Raw genomic sequence first — 15,983 nt, 5'->3', positions numbered from 1 at the left:
AATAATGAAATTTAGCATAGAAAACAACCATCGCTTTAAATGAATACTTTTAGATTTGCTAGAATGCAAACTTCTTATATACAGGAGATCTTATGAAAAATAAAATTTTGGGCAGTGCCTTAATGATTGCAGGCACGACCATTGGCGCGGGAATGTTAGCGATGCCGCTTACTTCTGCAGGAATGGGCTTTGGCATGACGCTCGTCTTACTCATTGGTTTATGGTTATTACTTACCTATACAGGCTTGCTTTTTATGGAAGTATACCAAACAGCTAAACAGCAAGATGTCGGCGTAGCAACGCTTGCCGAGCAATATTTTGGTATCACAGGGCGTGTACTTGCCACCGCTAGCTTATTAATTTTACTTTATGCCTTATTAGCTGCCTATATTACGGGTGGTGGCTCATTGGTTTCAGGGGTATTGCCTGAAAATTTAGGGGCAGATAATGCATTAAAACTCGGGATTTTAATTTTTACCTTTATTCTTGGTACTTTTGTTGTTATTGGGATTAAAGGTGTCGATGGCCTAACCCGTATACTCTTTATAGGAAAAATTGTAGCATTCATTGGCGTATTGATGATGATGCTTCCAAAAGCTAAATTAGAAAACCTCACCTCCGTGCCGTTAGATAATTTATTAGTGATTTCTGCAATTCCTATCTTCTTCACGTCGTTTGGTTTCCATGTGATTATGGGGAGCATCAACAGCTATTTAGAAGCAGACATCAAAAAAATCCGTGTTGCGGTGTTAATCGGAACCATTATCCCACTCTCAGCCTATCTATTATGGCAATTGGCAACGCACGGGGTGTTGAGCCAAAATGAGTTTGCGACATTATTAAAACAAGATGCAACCTTAAACGGCTTAGTGAAAGCAACAAGTCAAATCACGGGCAACACCGTGTTAGGTGAAATGGTACGAATTTTCTCCACATTAGCATTAATTACCTCATTCTTAGGAGTAGCAATGGGGATTTTTGAAGGTGTGGGCGACTTATTAAAACGCGTACAATTGCCAAACAATCGCTTGATTTTGACACCATTAACCTTTATTCCACCGCTTGCGTTTGCATTGTTCTATCCAAATGGTTTTATCGCAGCCTTAGGCTATGCAGGTTTACTCTTTGCTTTCTACGGATTAGTGCTTCCAATCGGCTTGGCATGGCGTGCTCGTCAATTGCACCCAAATCTACCATATCGTGTTGCAGGTGGGAATACCGCGTTAGTGATTGCGTTGATTATGGGCGTGATTATTATGGTCATTCCATTCTTAATGCAAGCTGGAATTTTACCGTCTGTTGCAGGTTAATTATGTAAGTTAAACGTAGAGTGATATGCTCTACGTTTTTTTATTTCCAGAATAAAATTCGTATTTTATTATTTTTTTCATAAATAAAAAAATTCTAGGTTGAAATTTTAACTCAAATTCGATATATCTATTTTCAGTTAATTTTTAAAATCTAAAGAGGAAACATTATGAGCCAACCTCATTCTGGCGTGCGTCAAAACATTCATATGTTGGGCGAATTTTTAGGAGAAACCATTCGAGAAGCACAAGGAAGCGAAATTTTAGATCTCATTGAGAGCATTCGTCAGCTTTCAAAAAAATCTCGTAGTGGTGATGAACAAGCCCGCGAGCAGTTGCTGAATAAACTTGCTCATATTTCGACAGAAAATGTCTTGCCTGTGGCACGAGCTTTTAGCCAATTCTTAAACCTCACCAATATTGCAGAACAATATCAAACGATCTCTCGACATGATTATGATGAAACCTTAGGTAATCGTGCTCTAGGTGCACTTTTCGCCCGCTTGAAAGCACAAAATACGCCTGTTGAGTTAGTCATTCAAACCGTTGAAAAATTACTGGTTGAGCTTGTTTTAACCGCTCACCCAACCGAAGTAACACGCCGTTCTTTAGTGCATAAACATGTTGAGATCAATAAATGTTTAGAACAATTAGAGCACGATGATTTAACCGAGGGCGAAAAATTCCGCCTACAACGCCGTTTGATGCAGTTAATTGCACTCGCGTGGCATACCAATGAAATTCGTGCCGCTCGTCCAACTCCAATTGATGAAGCTAAATGGGGAATGGCTATTATTGAAAATAGCCTTTGGACTGCTGTGCCAGACTTCTGCCGCGAGTTGAATTTCCAATTAGAAAAACATTTTGGCGTGCAACACGATGTAGCACTTGTCCCTGTGCGTTTCTCTTCCTGGATGGGTGGCGACCGCGATGGCAATCCGTTTGTGACCTCTGAAGTAACTCGCAAAGTTTTCTATATGAACCGTTGGAAAGCCGCAGATCTTTTCTTACGCGATATTAGTAATTTAGCTGAAGAGCTTTCAGTGGTGCACTGCACGCCTGAATTCCGTGAAAAATATGGCGATCATATCGAGCCATACCGTGTGGTGGTAAAAGGCTTACGTAGCAAATTACAAAATACTTTAACTTACTTTGGCGAGTTAATTGAAGGTAAACCCGTTACCATCAGAAAAGATGAAGTGTTATTTAATGACGAAGAGCTTTGGGAACCGCTTTTCGATTGCTACCAATCGTTACACGCTTGCGGAATGAGTATCATCGCAAACGGTGGTTTACTAGATTGCTTACGTCGCATTCGCTGCTTTGGTTTAAGTCTTTCTCGCTTAGATATTCGCCAAGAGAGTACCCGTCATGAAATGGCAATTGCAGAAATCACCCGCTATATTGGCTTAGGCGACTATTCACAATGGACTGAAAATGATAAACAGGCGTTTTTAGTGCGTGAATTAAGCTCACGCCGCCCGCTTATTCCAACTAATTGGACGCCAAGCCCAGAAACGCAAGAAATTTTAGACACTTGCAAAGTTGTCGCTGAGCAGCCAGAAGGCGTGATTTCGGCTTATGTGATCTCTATGGCTCGTGAAGCATCGGATGTGTTAGCAGTGCATTTATTACTCAAAGAAGCAGGCTGTAAATATACGATTCCCGTTGCCCCGCTATTCGAAACATTGGATGACTTAGATCACAGTGAAAAAGTAATGACCGATTTGTTCAATATCGGCTGGTATCGCGGCATTATCAATAACTACCAAATGGTAATGATCGGCTATTCCGATTCTGCAAAAGATGCGGGAATGTTAGCCGCTTCTTGGGCACAATATCGCTCACAAGAAGCCTTAGTGAACTTGGCAGAAAAACATAATATTGAGCTCGTTTTATTCCACGGTCGTGGTGGTACGGTTGGTCGTGGCGGTGCACCTGCTCACGCAGCACTTTTATCACAACCGCCTCGCTCATTGAAATCGGGCTTACGTGTAACAGAACAGGGTGAGATGATTCGCTTTAAACTTGGCTTGCCGGAAGTGGCTGTTGATACCTTGAATTTATACGCGAGTGCGGTGTTAGAAGCGAACTTACTTCCGCCGCCAGAGCCCAAACAGAGCTGGCGTGATGTAATGGATAAAGGCTCAGAAATTTCATGTGAAATTTATCGCAGCGTGGTGCGTGGCGAACCTGATTTTGTGCCATATTTCCGTTCTGCAACGCCAGAACAAGAGTTGGCGAAATTACCGCTAGGTTCACGCCCTTCAAAACGTAATCCAAATGGTGGCGTGGAGAGTTTACGTGCTATTCCTTGGATCTTTGCGTGGATGCAAAACCGCTTAATGCTACCAGCATGGCTTGGTGCGGGAGCTGCATTGCGTAAAATGATTGAAGCAGGTGATGAAACAACGCTTAAAGAGATGAGTAAAGAGTGGCCTTTCTTCTCAACCCGTATCGGTATGCTTGAGATGGTGTTCTCCAAAGCAGATTTATGGTTGGCAGAATATTATGATCAACGCTTAGTCGCTAAAGAGTTGCAACGCCTAGGGCAAAATCTCCGTACGCAATTGAGTGAGGATATTCAAACCATCCTTGCTTTATCAAGCGATGGTCAGTTAATGGGTGATTTACCTTGGATTGCCGATTCTATCGCCTTACGTAATGTGTACACTGACCCACTTAACTTATTACAAGTTGAGTTGCTTGCCCGTTTACGCCAAACGGAGAACCCAGATCCAGAGCTTGAACAAGCCTTGATGATTACTATCACGGGGATTGCAGCAGGAATGCGAAATACAGGTTAGAGTTTAGTAAAACTACCGTGAAAACTAACCGCTTGTAAGTATTAAAAAATTTACAAGCGGTTTATTTTTTTACAAAATTTACAAAATCCCTGAACTAACTTTCTCTATGAATATCAAAATTATGTTATGATTTAGCGTTAAATTTATAGGTATGGGATATGAATAAACGAATAACTGCCCTGCTATTGGTGATTGTGGCTACCTTGCTAGGCTGGATGCAATATCAAGCCAAAGACGAGACAAACGGACTAGATAATCTGATTAAAAAAGAGGGAATGCCAGATTACACAGGTAATCGAATGTCTACGTCGGTGTTTGATTTAGAAGGCAAACCAGAATATTACGCTGAAGCGGAAGAAATCAAGCGTTATGAAGAGAGCGAAAAAACCGAATTTACAAACCCGTTAGTTAATTTATTTGATAAATTGACCGCTTTAAAGCAGTGGAAATTGAGTGCAGATCACGCAGAAATCAATGCAGAGAGAATTTTAACTCTTTCAGGTAATGTAACATTGCAAGCACTTGAGCCAACTTCAAAATTACAACGTATTGAAACGGATCATCTTTCAGTTAATTTAACTACGCAAGATGTGTTTACTGACAGTGAAGTTAAATCACAAGGCTTAGGTTTTACTACTAGCGGTATAGGGTTGAAAGGAAATTTAAAACAGCAAGTGGCAACCTTGCTAAAAGATGTGAAAAGCTATATTGAGCCGACGGTAATTAAGGCAGCAAATGAGCAAGAGAAGGACAAACAATGAAATTTGCAATAAAAACAACAATTTTAACCGCTTTATTAGGCGTGAGTTTATCAGCTCAGGCACTAAAAAATGATACTGACCAACCGATTAACATTGATTCAGGTAGTCAATCATTAGATATGAATACAAACACGGTCGTTTTTGCTGATGGTGTTACCATTACACAAGGTTCAATTATTGTGAAAGCGAATAAAGTGACAATCGTTCGTCAAGAAGGTAAAAAAGAGACATTAGATGCAGTAGGTTCGCCTGTTACTTTCCAGCAAACTCTGGATGATGGTAAACCTGTAAATGGGAAAGGTTCAAGCGTAAAATATGATTTGAATAGTGAATTTTTAACTTTAACGGGTGATGCGGAATTGAAGCAATTAGATAGCTTTATTAAGGCGCCATTAATCACTTATGATGTAAAAAAACAGCAGCTTAAAGCAACAAGCGGTGGAAAAACACGCGTGAAAACGGTACTTATTCCCAATCAGTTAAATCAGAATAAAAAATAGGAAAGTTATGGCAACGCTCTATGCAGAACATTTGGCGAAAAGCTATAAAAATCGTAAGGTAGTGAAAGATGTGAGCTTTCACGTAAATACGGGTGAAATTGTAGGATTACTTGGTCCGAATGGGGCGGGTAAAACTACTTCATTCTATATGGTGGTGGGCTTAGTTCGCCATGATAACGGTACAATTCGTATTGATCACGAAGATATTAGCTCGCTACCTATGCACGATCGTGCAAAACAAGGGATCGGCTATCTTCCGCAAGAAGCCTCCATTTTCCGCCGTTTAAGTGTATATGATAACTTGATGGCAGTGTTGCAAGTGCGTAAAGATCTGAATGATAAACAGCGCCGTGAACGTGCTGATGAGTTAATTTCAGAATTTCATATTGAGCATATCCGCAACAGCCTTGGACAAGCGCTCTCAGGGGGGGAACGCCGTCGCGTGGAGATTGCTCGTGCACTGGCGGCTAATCCGCAATTTATCTTGTTAGATGAACCTTTCGCAGGGGTGGATCCAATCTCGGTTATTGATATAAAAAAAATTATCGTCAATCTAAAAGAACGTGGGTTAGGCGTGTTGATTACCGATCACAACGTACGTGAAACACTTGATGTATGTGAGCGTGCTTATATTGTCGGTAGTGGTGAGATGATTGCGACAGGTACACCAAGCCAAGTGCTTGAAAATCCAAAAGTAAAAGAAGTTTACTTAGGTGATCAGTTTAAACTTTAATCCTTCCAATAACAAATGCCATTGAATTTCAATGGCACTTTTATTATGCAATTAACAGAATTTTTAACCCCAGATCATATTTATCATGATGTGGTCGTTTCAAGTAAAAAACGCTTATTAGAGTTAGTGGGCAAAACAGTTGCTGAATCTATCCAGTTAGAATACCGTCTCAATGAAAAAGAGGTATGCCCTGTTATCTGTTTTGAAAATTTGTTCAAACGTGAAAAATTAGGCTGCACTAGCATCGGTAATGGTATTGCATTACCACACGCAAAATTACCATCTGATTGTGCTGAACTTAATCAACCCATTGCTCTCTTTTTTAAATTAGAACAACCGATTGATTATGAAGCCAGTGACAATAAAGAGGTTGATTTGGTTTATGCCATGATGTTTCCTGAAGGCTGTTGTGAAAAATACAAAGGCTGTTTGCAGCAAATTGCCCAAAAACTTAGCGATAAAACATTAGCCAAACAGCTCAGAGCAACACAATCGACAGATGAAATCTGGCAGATTTTGGCATATATTGATAGACAATCAGAAACAGAAGAGTAGTTGGTAGGGGGATTATGGAACTTATCATTATTAGTGGGCGTTCAGGCTCGGGTAAATCGGTTGCATTACGTGCATTAGAAGATGTTGGATATTACTGCGTGGATAATATTCCGCTTCCGTTAATCCCTCAATTAGCAGAATATCTCTCTAAGTCAAAAGAATCAGCGGTGGTTAGTCTTGATGTCCGAAATTTACCAGAAGATGCAAAAGTTTTAGATGAACTATTTGCCCAGCTTTCACCTTATCACGTAAAATTGTTATTCTTAGATTGCGAACGGAGCATGCTTATTCGCCGTTACAGTGATTCTCGCCGATTACATCCGCTTTCTAGCCAAGATTTATCTCTCGAAAGTGCGATTGATTTGGAAGAACGCTTACTTGAACCATTGCTTCAACAAGCCAATTACATTATTGATACCTCCCACCTTTCTTCACACGAACTGGCAGAAAATTTAAGAACACTGTTACAAGGGCATCAAGAGAAAGAGCTAAATATCGTGTTTGAATCTTTCGGCTTTAAATATGGCTTGCCAGCTGATGCTGACTATGTGTTTGATGTGCGTTTCTTACCTAACCCGCATTGGAATCCAGATCTGCGTCCAATGACAGGACTAGAGCAACCTGTAATTGATTTTTTAGAGCGACAAACAGAGGTGCACCAATTTATCTATCATACACGTAACTATTTAGAAAAGTGGTTGCCTCAGCTTGAAAAAAACAACCGAAGTTATTTAACTATTGCAATTGGTTGTACGGGAGGCAAACACCGTTCTGTTTTTGTGACCGAACAGCTCGCCAAATATTTCCAAGCGAAAGGCAAAAAAGTGCAAATTCGCCATCGTAGTTTAGAAAAACATCACAAAAAAGCTTAAATTTACATAAATATACAAGACTTTACGGAACATTTGTTTTGAAAGTCGGTCTATACAGCGTACAATATAGAAACCTCTCTATTGAGGGATATTTATTTTAGACAAAGGAAACTTAAATGACTAAATTTACTAAAATCAGTGCAACAGCATTATTTGCATTATTTTTAACCGCTTGTGATAAACCAGCTGATAAAGCCTCTGAAGCACCAAAAGCAGAAGTAACACCAGCAGCACAAACTCAAGCACCTGCTCAAGCTGAAACCACAACACCAGCAGCACAAGCTCAATCACCTGCTCAAGCTGAAACCACAACACCAGCAGCACAAGCTCAATCACCTGCTCAAACTGAAACCGCAAAACCAGCGGTGCAATTAAGTGCAGAAGAGTTAGCTCAAGGTAAAGCAGATTTACAAAAAATCTTAGATTGGAACAAAGCACAAGAGCAAGCAGCAAATGCAGCTCAACAAAAACTTCAAACTGAATTAGCAACAAATGACCCCCAAAAAGTAGAAACAGCATTAGTTGAATTTATAAAAACTGTAGATGAAACAGTAAAAACTTTAGATGCCGTAGAAGTCAAAAGCCCATTAGTTGCTGCATTTAAAGCAAAAACTAAAGAAGTTTTAACTTTATCTAGTTCAATCGTAGCAGATTCTGTAAAAGTAATGTCTCAGCCAACGCCTGAATCACAAAATGCATTAGCAGAGAAAACACAGAAACTTATCCAAGAAGGCAATGTGTTACAACAATTACAAGCTGAATTACAACAAACTTTCGGCGAATAATTTTAGATTCAAACAATAATAACAATGGCTAGTGTTTCGCTAGCCATTTTTTTGAGGTTAATATGACTAAATTAAAAACATTAAGTGCGATTGCATTATTATCTGTACTTTTAACCGCTTGTGATCAACCTACAGAAACAACAGCTAATGTTGCAAACACAGCACCAGCAGCCCAAACAAAAACGGAACAAGAAACTGCGTCAAGCAATCAAGAAAAAGCGGAAGTGAAAGCTGAGGAGAAATCTGCGGAAGCAGTAGACACTGGAGCGGAAGATTACAAAAAATTCCGTGAATGGCAAAAAGCTCAAGAACAAGGTATCGAAAATGTGATTACCACTGAAGTAGAAAAACTAGGCGACAAAGCGAAAGATGAAAAATTATTGCGTGATGCAATGAATAGAGCGTTATTAGCTCAAGCTAATGTCATTAAACAAAGTGCAGATACTTTGCAAATTGCTGATGAGAAAGTAAAACAGCTTAAAGAAAAATCTTTAGAAGCTTTATCATTGGGCATACAATTGATGACAGAAGGAGAAAAAGTAGTTCACCAACCAACGGAAGAGTCACATAAAATCTTTAGTGAATTACAGGCAAAATTAGATCAAGTAGCAAAAGAAGGTAAGACACTAGAAGAAGAATTGATAAAGAAGTATGAAATTGTGCCAGAACAAAATGCTGAATCTAAATCACAACCTTTTAAAGAAGAACAAAAATAATCTGGCATAAAAGACATCAAAACGGTCTAAACCTTATGCTTATCATATAAGGTTTAGAACGTTTTTTAATGGCAATTTTCTATTACTGTTTCACTAAATCTTTTAATGCCTTGCCTGCAACGAAAGCTGGGATTTTAGCTTCCGCGATTTGGATCTCTTCGCCAGTACTTGGGTTACGACCAATACGTGCTGCACGCTTGTTTACTTTGAATGTACCGAAGCCGATTAATTGAACAGCATCACCAGCTTTTAAGCTTTCAGATACGGCTTCTAACGTTGCTTCTAAAGCTGCTTTAGCATCTTTTTTGCTTAAGTTTGCTTTTGCTGCGATAGCATCAATTAATTCACTTTTGTTCATAGTTTAATCCTCAAAGATTGTTTAGTTATGGCGAAAATCGCCGAAAGGGTTGATATAACTTGGTGTAGCTTAATTCAAAGTTCAAATTTCTCAAATAGGCAAATATTATTTTTTATTGAAAAATAATTCTACTGGTTAAAAATCACACCAATATTGCTTATTCCCGCACTTCTGATCTCATTTTTAAGGTCTAAAATCAAGGCAACATCGCGCTCTTCGCATTCATTGAGAAGGCGGTAAATTTGCCATTGTACGTCTAATTCTTCTTGAATTTCTTCTGAATTTTTTAGCTCTACTTCGCTTAATTCTCGTTCATTTTGCATCTCTAAATAGCTTGCCACTGTGCCAAGCGAGATTTGGCTAATGCGAATCGCTTGTTCAAGTGTTGCACCAGCAATGATGCTGTGTAGCAATTCAGAAAGTGCTTCGCACGCATCTTGGGCAGGAAGCACGCCGAAAAATTCATATTCGTTCACATCTGGGATGATGTTTTCTAATTTTTCGAGCTGATTATCAAAGTTGATTTTCGCTCCCTTAACAGTGAGATGCTCCCAGACAAGATTTAAGATATTCTGATAGAGCTTCGTATTCTCTTCTTGTTCAGCTACATGGCAGAACATTTGGAAATTCGGATACATTCTTTCGCACAAACACGCCATAAAGGTCAGGTGTTGCCAAGGTTCAAAGCGTTCCATACGTTTGTGAATGGGGTTTCGCATATAATTCCTCGCGATAGTTAATGATAAAGCAGTCGAATTCGTAAAAGTTTTACAACACTCCACCGCTTGCAGCTAATTATTTATGATATTGCTTCGAAAACTCGTGAATAGCGTTTACAAACACTTTCGGGCTTTCGGTTGGAACATCTTGGTGAATGCCGTGCCCTAGATTGAATACGTGACCAGAGCCTTCGCCAAAACCTGCAAGAATGTTTTTAACTTCTTGCTCAATGCGTGCAGCTGGAGCATATAATACGCTCGGATCCATATTGCCTTGCAGTGCTACTTTGTGCCCTACGCGTTTTTTCGCCTCACGAATATCGACTGTCCAGTCTAAACCAACTGCATCGCAACCTGTTTCTGCAATCGCTTCAAGCCATAAGCCCCCGCCTTTGGTGAAAAGTGTAACAGGTACTTTTCTGCCTTCATTTTCACGAATTAAGCCTTCCACGATTTTTTGCATATATTGCAATGAGAAGGTTTTGTATTCTTCGTGAGCCAACACGCCGCCCCAAGTGTCGAACACCATGACCGCTTGTGCACCCGCTTTGATCTGTGCATTTAAATAAAGAATGACGCTGTCTGCAAGTTTGTCTAATAATGCGTGTAAAATCTGCGGATCGGCATACATCATTTTTTTAATTTTAGTGAATGCCTTGCTTGAACCGCCTTCGACCATATAAGTCGCTAAAGTCCATGGGCTGCCAGAGAAACCGATTAACGGTACTTCGCCTTTTAATTCATGGCGAATGGTGCGAACTGCATTCATTACATATTGTAATTCACCTTCAGGATCGGGAATGGGCAAGTTATCCACTTGGATTTTATTCTCAATTGGGCGAGCAAATTTAGGACCTTCGCCTGCACCAAAACTTAAACCTAAGCCCATTGCATCAGGAATGGTCAAAATATCTGAAAATAAAATCGCTGCATCTAGTGCATAGCGGCGTAAAGGTTGCAAAGTCACTTCACAAGCTAAATCAGCATTGCGACAAAGCGACATAAAATCGCCTGCTTGTGCACGGGTTGCTTTATATTCTGGCAAATAACGCCCTGCTTGACGCATCATCCAAACGGGCGTCATATCCACAGGTTCGCGTAATAGGGCTTTTAAATAACGATCATTTTTAAGCTGAGTCATAATTATCCTTATTCTTCAAAATTAGTGCAGTTGAGCTTTGTTTGCAGGTGTGACATTTAATGCGAAATTGCTGTGCAAGAAAAGAGCCAGCACGCGTAAATATTCGACGACTTCTTCGCCCGCTTCGATGAGTTCTTCGTTTTTGTCATCATCTTGGTAGCCAAGGCGTGAGATCTCTTCTAAATCATCAATTGCTTCGCCTACTTCATCTTTTTCTTCGCTTAATTTGGGTTGTGCTAAACCTAAACCCAAAATAAAGTGGCTTGTCCATTCCGCAATGCTGTCAGCAAGAGCGAAGCCATCATTTTCATCTTCAGGTAACCAAAGGCTGAAAAGCGTGTTAGCTTCCGCATAACTAGCGGTCAATTCTTGATAAAAGTTTTCCAATGTTTTGAGAGGAGCTTGAGAAAATGCGAGCCCATCATTGGTAAATTGGTAGGTTAATGTTTTCCAAGATTCATCTTGAACACCGCCAACAATTAAGCCACTTAAAAAGCCGTGAAATTCGGCAGGTGTAAGCTCAATTTGCAGTTGGGCAACGAGTTGTTTAAATTCTACTTGTATTGTCATATTAATAAAATCAGAGGATGATCAATCAGGCTCGCATAATAGCAAAAAAACATAAAATAAGGGATAAAAATCGGGCTATTATACTGATTTACCTATAAATAATTAAAATTGTTGAATGGAATTTAGCGATTTTTCTATTTATGATTAAATTGAATAATGGCATAATAAACTAATTTATTCTTTATAAGGGCGGCTTGTTATGTCGGCAAATAATATTGAGATACAAATTTTTGGGCAAGTTTTACGATTACATTGTCCACCAGAACAGAAAGATAATTTACTTGCCTCTGCTCAACGTTTGGAAGAACGTGTAGGCGTTCTAAAAGAACAATCAGGCATTATTCAGTTAGAAAAAGTATTGGCAATCGTGGCACTTAATTTAAACTATGAACTTGAGCTTGAAAAACAACGCAATGAAAACAATAAAAATGTGTTACAAAACTGCATTCAGCAGCTAGATAGTTCATTGAATAAACTTCAGCCAGCCGCATCAATTACGGTTGATGAATAACTGTTATATGCTCGCCTAAAAGCTAGGCAAACGTAAAATAAATTACGTTTAAGACTAGGAAAAAAGGCAAAATTCCGTTAATATTCTAACCAGTCTGGGGTGTGCGTTGTTGGTTACGTCCCTGAGCCGATAATTTAAAACTTTGAGTTGGACATCCAGTTGTTGGTGAGCATGCTTACTTTAAGTAAGAAGCCTAAAAACAAATACGTTCGACTCCCTTGAACCTTCTGGTTCAAGGACTATTACCGATAGCGGCACTTCGGACACCTCATCATCTATTTGCTATGCAATCTTCCATTCAAACAGACCGCCAAGTTCTTCGTAAACAACTTCTTGAAAAACGCTCACATTTATCGGCTGAAAAACAGTTACAAGCCTCACACGATCTCGTTCCTATTGCATTAGATATTATCGAAAAACAGCAAGCTGAACATATCGCCGTTTATTTGCCATTTAAACACGAAATTTCACCGCTTGTATTAGTTGAAGAGTTACGCAAACGGGACATAAAATGCTACTTACCAATTATTCATCCTTTTTCAAAGGGAAATTTGCTTTTCTCTCATTTTGAATCAGACACCCCGTTAGAAAAACATCCGTGGGGTTTGTTACAACCGAAATTAGATGTGAGAAATGTGATCCCGACTTCGCAAATTGATATGATTGTTACACCGCTTGTTGGTTGTGATAAACAGCTTGGGCGACTTGGCTATGGCGGTGGTTTTTACGATCGCACTTTTGAACAAAATCCGAATACTACTCGCATAGGGCTGGCTCACGCTTGTCAGTGTGTAGAAAAGTTACCGCTTGAACCTTGGGATAAACCACTGCATCATTTAATTATTGCGGAATAAGCCCGATTAAATCAAAAAAATCTTCCTTTTTATGCGGTTTAAGTTGAAATTTTACTAAAAATCAGTAATCTTTTTCCTTTAAAATTTTAAGAGGATGCATAATGTTTGGCTTAGATCCAACCGTAACTACCTTTCTGATTTATTTGTTAGGAATGATCTTTATTGGCTTTACCGCCTATCGTGTTACCAATAATCTTTCTGATTACATCTTAGGCGGCCGTCGCTTAGGTAGCTTTGTTACCGCACTTTCTGCGGGGGCATCAGATATGTCTGGTTGGTTATTGATGGGATTACCAGGGGCAATTTATGCAGGTGGTTTAATTGAAGCCTGGTTGGCAATTGGCTTAACATTAGGGGCATATCTTAACTGGAAATTGGTTGCAGGTCGTTTACGTGCCCAAACTGAATATTTTGGCGATGCTTTAACTTTACCAGAATATTTCCACAACCGTTTTGGCGATAAAACTCGCATCATTAAAATCTTATCTGCACTGATTTTCTTACTTTTCTTTGCAGTCTACTGTGCTTCTGGGGTTGTGGCTGGTGCTCGCGTATTCGAAAACCTATTTGGTGTTCCTTATGCGGATGCAATTTGGTATGGTGCCGTTGCTACAATTCTTTATACCTTTATCGGTGGCTTTTTAGCGGTAAGTTGGACGGATACCATTCAAGCTACATTAATGCTTTTTGCGTTAATTCTTACGCCCGTTTTTGTTCTAATAAATATTGGTGGTTTTGAGGTAATGGAAACCGCTATTGAGTACACAGAAGCAATAACTCAACGCAACTACAACGATATGTTTACAGGCACAACCTTGCTAGGTGTAGCGAGTTTAATGGCATGGGGATTAGGTTATTTTGGTCAGCCTCATATTGTCGTTCGTTTTATGGCGGCAGAAGGTGTTAAATCACTCGAAAATGCTCGTCGTATTAGTATGACGTGGATGATTATTTGCCTTGCAGGTGCAATTGGTATCGGCTATTTTGGTATGGCTTATTTCTTCGTATATCCAGAAAAAGCCAGTATAGTGAGCCAAAACAACGAACAGATTTTCATTGAGCTTGCAAAATTATTATTCAATCCTTGGGTTGCAGGCATCTTACTTTCCGCCATTTTAGCCGCTGTAATGAGCACGCTTTCAGCTCAGCTTTTGATCTGCTCAAGTGCAATTACCGAAGATTTATACAAAGGCATCCTTCGTCCAAAAGCCTCTGATAAAGAACTCGTTTGGTTAAGTCGTTTAATGGTGCTCGCTGTTGCTGTGCTTGCGATTTACATCGCTAAAGATCCAAACAGCCAAGTATTTGGATTAGTAAAAGATGCGTGGGCTGGCTTTGGCTCAGCATTTGGCCCTATCGTCTTGCTTTCGTTATTCTGGAAACGAATGAATGGTTTAGGCGCAATGGCCGGAATGCTCACAGGTGCATTAATTGTGTATTTCTGGAAAGATTTAACCGCTTTATTTGAACTGCCAGAAATGTATTCTATGATCCCTGGTTTCTTACTTGCAACACTGATGATTGTCGTGATTTCTCTCATTACACCAGCACCAAATGCCAAAACATCTGAAACTTTTGAAAAAGCAAATAAAGCGTATTTAGATGAATTGAAATAAAAACGTAAAGACGAGAAAAAGGCAAGGATTATCCTTGCCTTCTAAAATATTACAATAAATTAAATCTCAATACCTTCAAATAATGCGGTACTTAAGTAACGCTCTGATGCTGATGGTAAAATGGCTACAATCAACTTATCCGCAAACTCAGGTTGTTGTGCTAGGCGATTCGCAGCGGCTACTGCAGCACCTGATGAAATACCCACTAAAATACCTTCTTCTGCCATCAATCGACGAGCGGTTGCAATAGCTTCATCACTTGAAACTTGTTCTACACGATCAATTAAACTTAAATCTAAATTTTTTGGAATAAAACCTGCACCGATACCTTGAATTTTGTGAGGACCTGGTTTCACTTCTTCGCCATTTAAGGTTTGCGTAATTACTGGACTCTCTTTCGGCTCAACAGCAACAGAAATAATCTGTTTACCTTGATCTTGTTTGATATGGCGAGAAATCCCTGTAATTGTACCACCTGTTCCGACGCCAGCCACAATAACATCCACTTTACCTTCAGTCGCATTCCAAATTTCAGGGCCTGTCGTTTGTTGGTGAATCGCTGGGTTTGCTGGATTTTCAAACTGTTTTAACATCACGTAATGATTTGGATCGCTTGCTACGATTTCTTCAGCTTTTGCAATCGCACCTTTCATCCCTTTTGCACCTTCGGTTAATACAAGGTTTACGCCTAAACCACGTAATAAACGCTTACGCTCAAGACTCATTGTTTCAGGCATTGTTAAAGTAATTTTATAACCGCGAGCAGCTGCTACATAAGCAAGTGCAATCCCTGTGTTACCGCTAGTTGCATCTACAATCTCTTTGCCTTTGGTTAAAATACCATCTTTCTCCGCTTGCCATACCATATTCGCACCAATACGGCATTTCACGCTAAAGCTTGGATTACGTGATTCTACTTTTACGACCAAATTACCGTTATTGCCGAAATGTTTTAAGCGAACAAGAGGGGTGTTACCAATGGTGTATGAGTTGTCTGTATAAATTGTCATGGAAAATTCCTTATTTTGAATTAGGTTAAAGTTGGATTAAGCATACGCCATTTTGATTAAATTTGTAGAGACAAAAAACTATTTGATATAACTAGATAGAATATCCACCTAGAGTACCATATTGAATAATTTTGCTTTACATTCTTTAAAAGGTAGAGTATCTTTAAT

At 39.5% G+C, this 15,983-nt stretch carries 17 protein-coding genes and 1 other RNA gene; 13 read left to right on the top strand and 5 right to left on the bottom strand.

The window, feature by feature from the left end; translation table 11 throughout:
* Positions 1 to 92: 92 nt before the first annotated feature.
* The 9 genes from B0185_RS04785 to B0185_RS04745 all read left to right on the top strand — a co-directional run bounded on the left by B0185_RS04785 (position 93) and on the right by B0185_RS04745 (position 9,036).
* Positions 93 to 1,310, top strand: a complete 1,218-nt coding sequence (locus B0185_RS04785; RefSeq protein ID WP_005706789.1) for an aromatic amino acid transport family protein — start codon at positions 93 to 95, stop codon at positions 1,308 to 1,310.
* A gap of 167 nt (positions 1,311 to 1,477) precedes the next feature.
* Entirely contained in the window at positions 1,478 to 4,114 is a 2,637-nt protein-coding gene (gene ppc, locus B0185_RS04780) for a phosphoenolpyruvate carboxylase (RefSeq protein ID WP_005706869.1), read from the top strand.
* A 158-nt stretch (positions 4,115 to 4,272) separates the two neighbouring features.
* Positions 4,273 to 4,875, top strand: coding sequence for an LPS export ABC transporter periplasmic protein LptC (lptC, locus tag B0185_RS04775; RefSeq protein WP_005706861.1), 603 nt, complete (start codon positions 4,273 to 4,275; stop codon positions 4,873 to 4,875).
* Positions 4,872 to 5,375, top strand: a complete 504-nt coding sequence (gene lptA, locus B0185_RS04770; protein ID WP_005706872.1) for a lipopolysaccharide transport periplasmic protein LptA — start codon at positions 4,872 to 4,874, stop codon at positions 5,373 to 5,375. The genes lptC and lptA overlap by 4 nt, the downstream gene beginning before the upstream one ends.
* Positions 5,376 to 5,382: 7 nt before the next feature.
* Positions 5,383 to 6,108 carry an LPS export ABC transporter ATP-binding protein gene (gene lptB / locus B0185_RS04765; RefSeq protein WP_005706837.1) on the top strand — a complete coding sequence of 242 codons (726 nt, stop codon included), beginning with the start codon at positions 5,383 to 5,385 and terminating at the stop codon, positions 6,106 to 6,108.
* Positions 6,109 to 6,153: 45 nt separating this feature from the next.
* A complete protein-coding gene (locus tag B0185_RS04760; RefSeq protein WP_005706821.1) occupies positions 6,154 to 6,663 on the top strand; it encodes a PTS sugar transporter subunit IIA in 510 nt (169 codons plus the stop codon).
* 14 nt (positions 6,664 to 6,677) lie between these two features.
* Positions 6,678 to 7,535 (top strand): RNase adapter RapZ, encoded by an 858-nt coding sequence (rapZ, locus tag B0185_RS04755; protein ID WP_005706843.1) that lies wholly within the window; start codon positions 6,678 to 6,680, stop codon positions 7,533 to 7,535.
* Between the two features lie 116 nt (positions 7,536 to 7,651).
* Positions 7,652 to 8,320 carry a hypothetical protein gene (locus tag B0185_RS04750; RefSeq protein ID WP_005706810.1) on the top strand — a complete coding sequence of 223 codons (669 nt, stop codon included), beginning with the start codon at positions 7,652 to 7,654 and terminating at the stop codon, positions 8,318 to 8,320.
* 62 nt (positions 8,321 to 8,382) lie between these two features.
* Positions 8,383 to 9,036 (top strand): hypothetical protein, encoded by a 654-nt coding sequence (locus B0185_RS04745; protein WP_005706867.1) that lies wholly within the window; start codon positions 8,383 to 8,385, stop codon positions 9,034 to 9,036.
* Between the two features lie 82 nt (positions 9,037 to 9,118).
* Here B0185_RS04745 and B0185_RS04740 read toward each other — a convergent pair whose 3' ends face one another.
* The 4 genes from B0185_RS04740 to B0185_RS04725 form a co-directional block, all read right to left on the bottom strand.
* The gene (locus B0185_RS04740) at positions 9,119 to 9,394 is read right to left on the bottom strand and encodes an HU family DNA-binding protein (RefSeq protein ID WP_005706777.1); all 276 of its coding nucleotides are present in this window, start codon (positions 9,392 to 9,394) and stop codon (positions 9,119 to 9,121) included.
* Between the two features lie 128 nt (positions 9,395 to 9,522).
* Positions 9,523 to 10,113, bottom strand: a complete 591-nt coding sequence (locus tag B0185_RS04735; RefSeq protein WP_005706819.1) for a YjaG family protein — start codon at positions 10,111 to 10,113, stop codon at positions 9,523 to 9,525.
* 76 nt (positions 10,114 to 10,189) lie between these two features.
* Positions 10,190 to 11,254, bottom strand: coding sequence for a uroporphyrinogen decarboxylase (gene hemE, locus B0185_RS04730; protein ID WP_005706782.1), 1,065 nt, complete (start codon positions 11,252 to 11,254; stop codon positions 10,190 to 10,192).
* A 21-nt stretch (positions 11,255 to 11,275) separates the two neighbouring features.
* Positions 11,276 to 11,830, bottom strand: coding sequence for a UPF0149 family protein (locus B0185_RS04725; RefSeq protein WP_370447473.1), 555 nt, complete (start codon positions 11,828 to 11,830; stop codon positions 11,276 to 11,278).
* A 193-nt stretch (positions 11,831 to 12,023) separates the two neighbouring features.
* Here B0185_RS04725 and B0185_RS04720 point away from each other — a divergent pair, with 193 nt between their 5' ends.
* From B0185_RS04720 to putP, 4 genes are all read left to right on the top strand, one after another.
* Entirely contained in the window at positions 12,024 to 12,335 is a 312-nt protein-coding gene (locus tag B0185_RS04720) for a cell division protein ZapA (RefSeq protein WP_005706879.1), read from the top strand.
* 88 nt (positions 12,336 to 12,423) lie between these two features.
* Positions 12,424 to 12,605, top strand: a non-coding RNA gene (ssrS, locus tag B0185_RS04715) — 6S RNA.
* A gap of 14 nt (positions 12,606 to 12,619) precedes the next feature.
* Positions 12,620 to 13,189 (top strand): 5-formyltetrahydrofolate cyclo-ligase, encoded by a 570-nt coding sequence (locus tag B0185_RS04710; RefSeq protein ID WP_005706835.1) that lies wholly within the window; start codon positions 12,620 to 12,622, stop codon positions 13,187 to 13,189.
* A gap of 101 nt (positions 13,190 to 13,290) precedes the next feature.
* A complete protein-coding gene (gene putP / locus B0185_RS04705; RefSeq protein ID WP_005706774.1) occupies positions 13,291 to 14,805 on the top strand; it encodes a sodium/proline symporter PutP in 1,515 nt (504 codons plus the stop codon).
* 59 nt (positions 14,806 to 14,864) lie between these two features.
* Here putP and cysK read toward each other — a convergent pair whose 3' ends face one another.
* Entirely contained in the window at positions 14,865 to 15,815 is a 951-nt protein-coding gene (gene cysK, locus B0185_RS04700; protein ID WP_005706776.1) for a cysteine synthase A, read from the bottom strand.
* Positions 15,816 to 15,983 lie beyond the last annotated feature (168 nt).

Origin of the sequence: Haemophilus parahaemolyticus (genome assembly GCF_002015035.1) — a bacterium.
In the GTDB taxonomy this organism is placed as follows: domain Bacteria; phylum Pseudomonadota; class Gammaproteobacteria; order Enterobacterales; family Pasteurellaceae; genus Haemophilus_A; species Haemophilus_A parahaemolyticus.
Note: the sequence above shows the minus strand (reverse complement) of the source record. Positions and strands in the feature narration are given on the sequence as shown.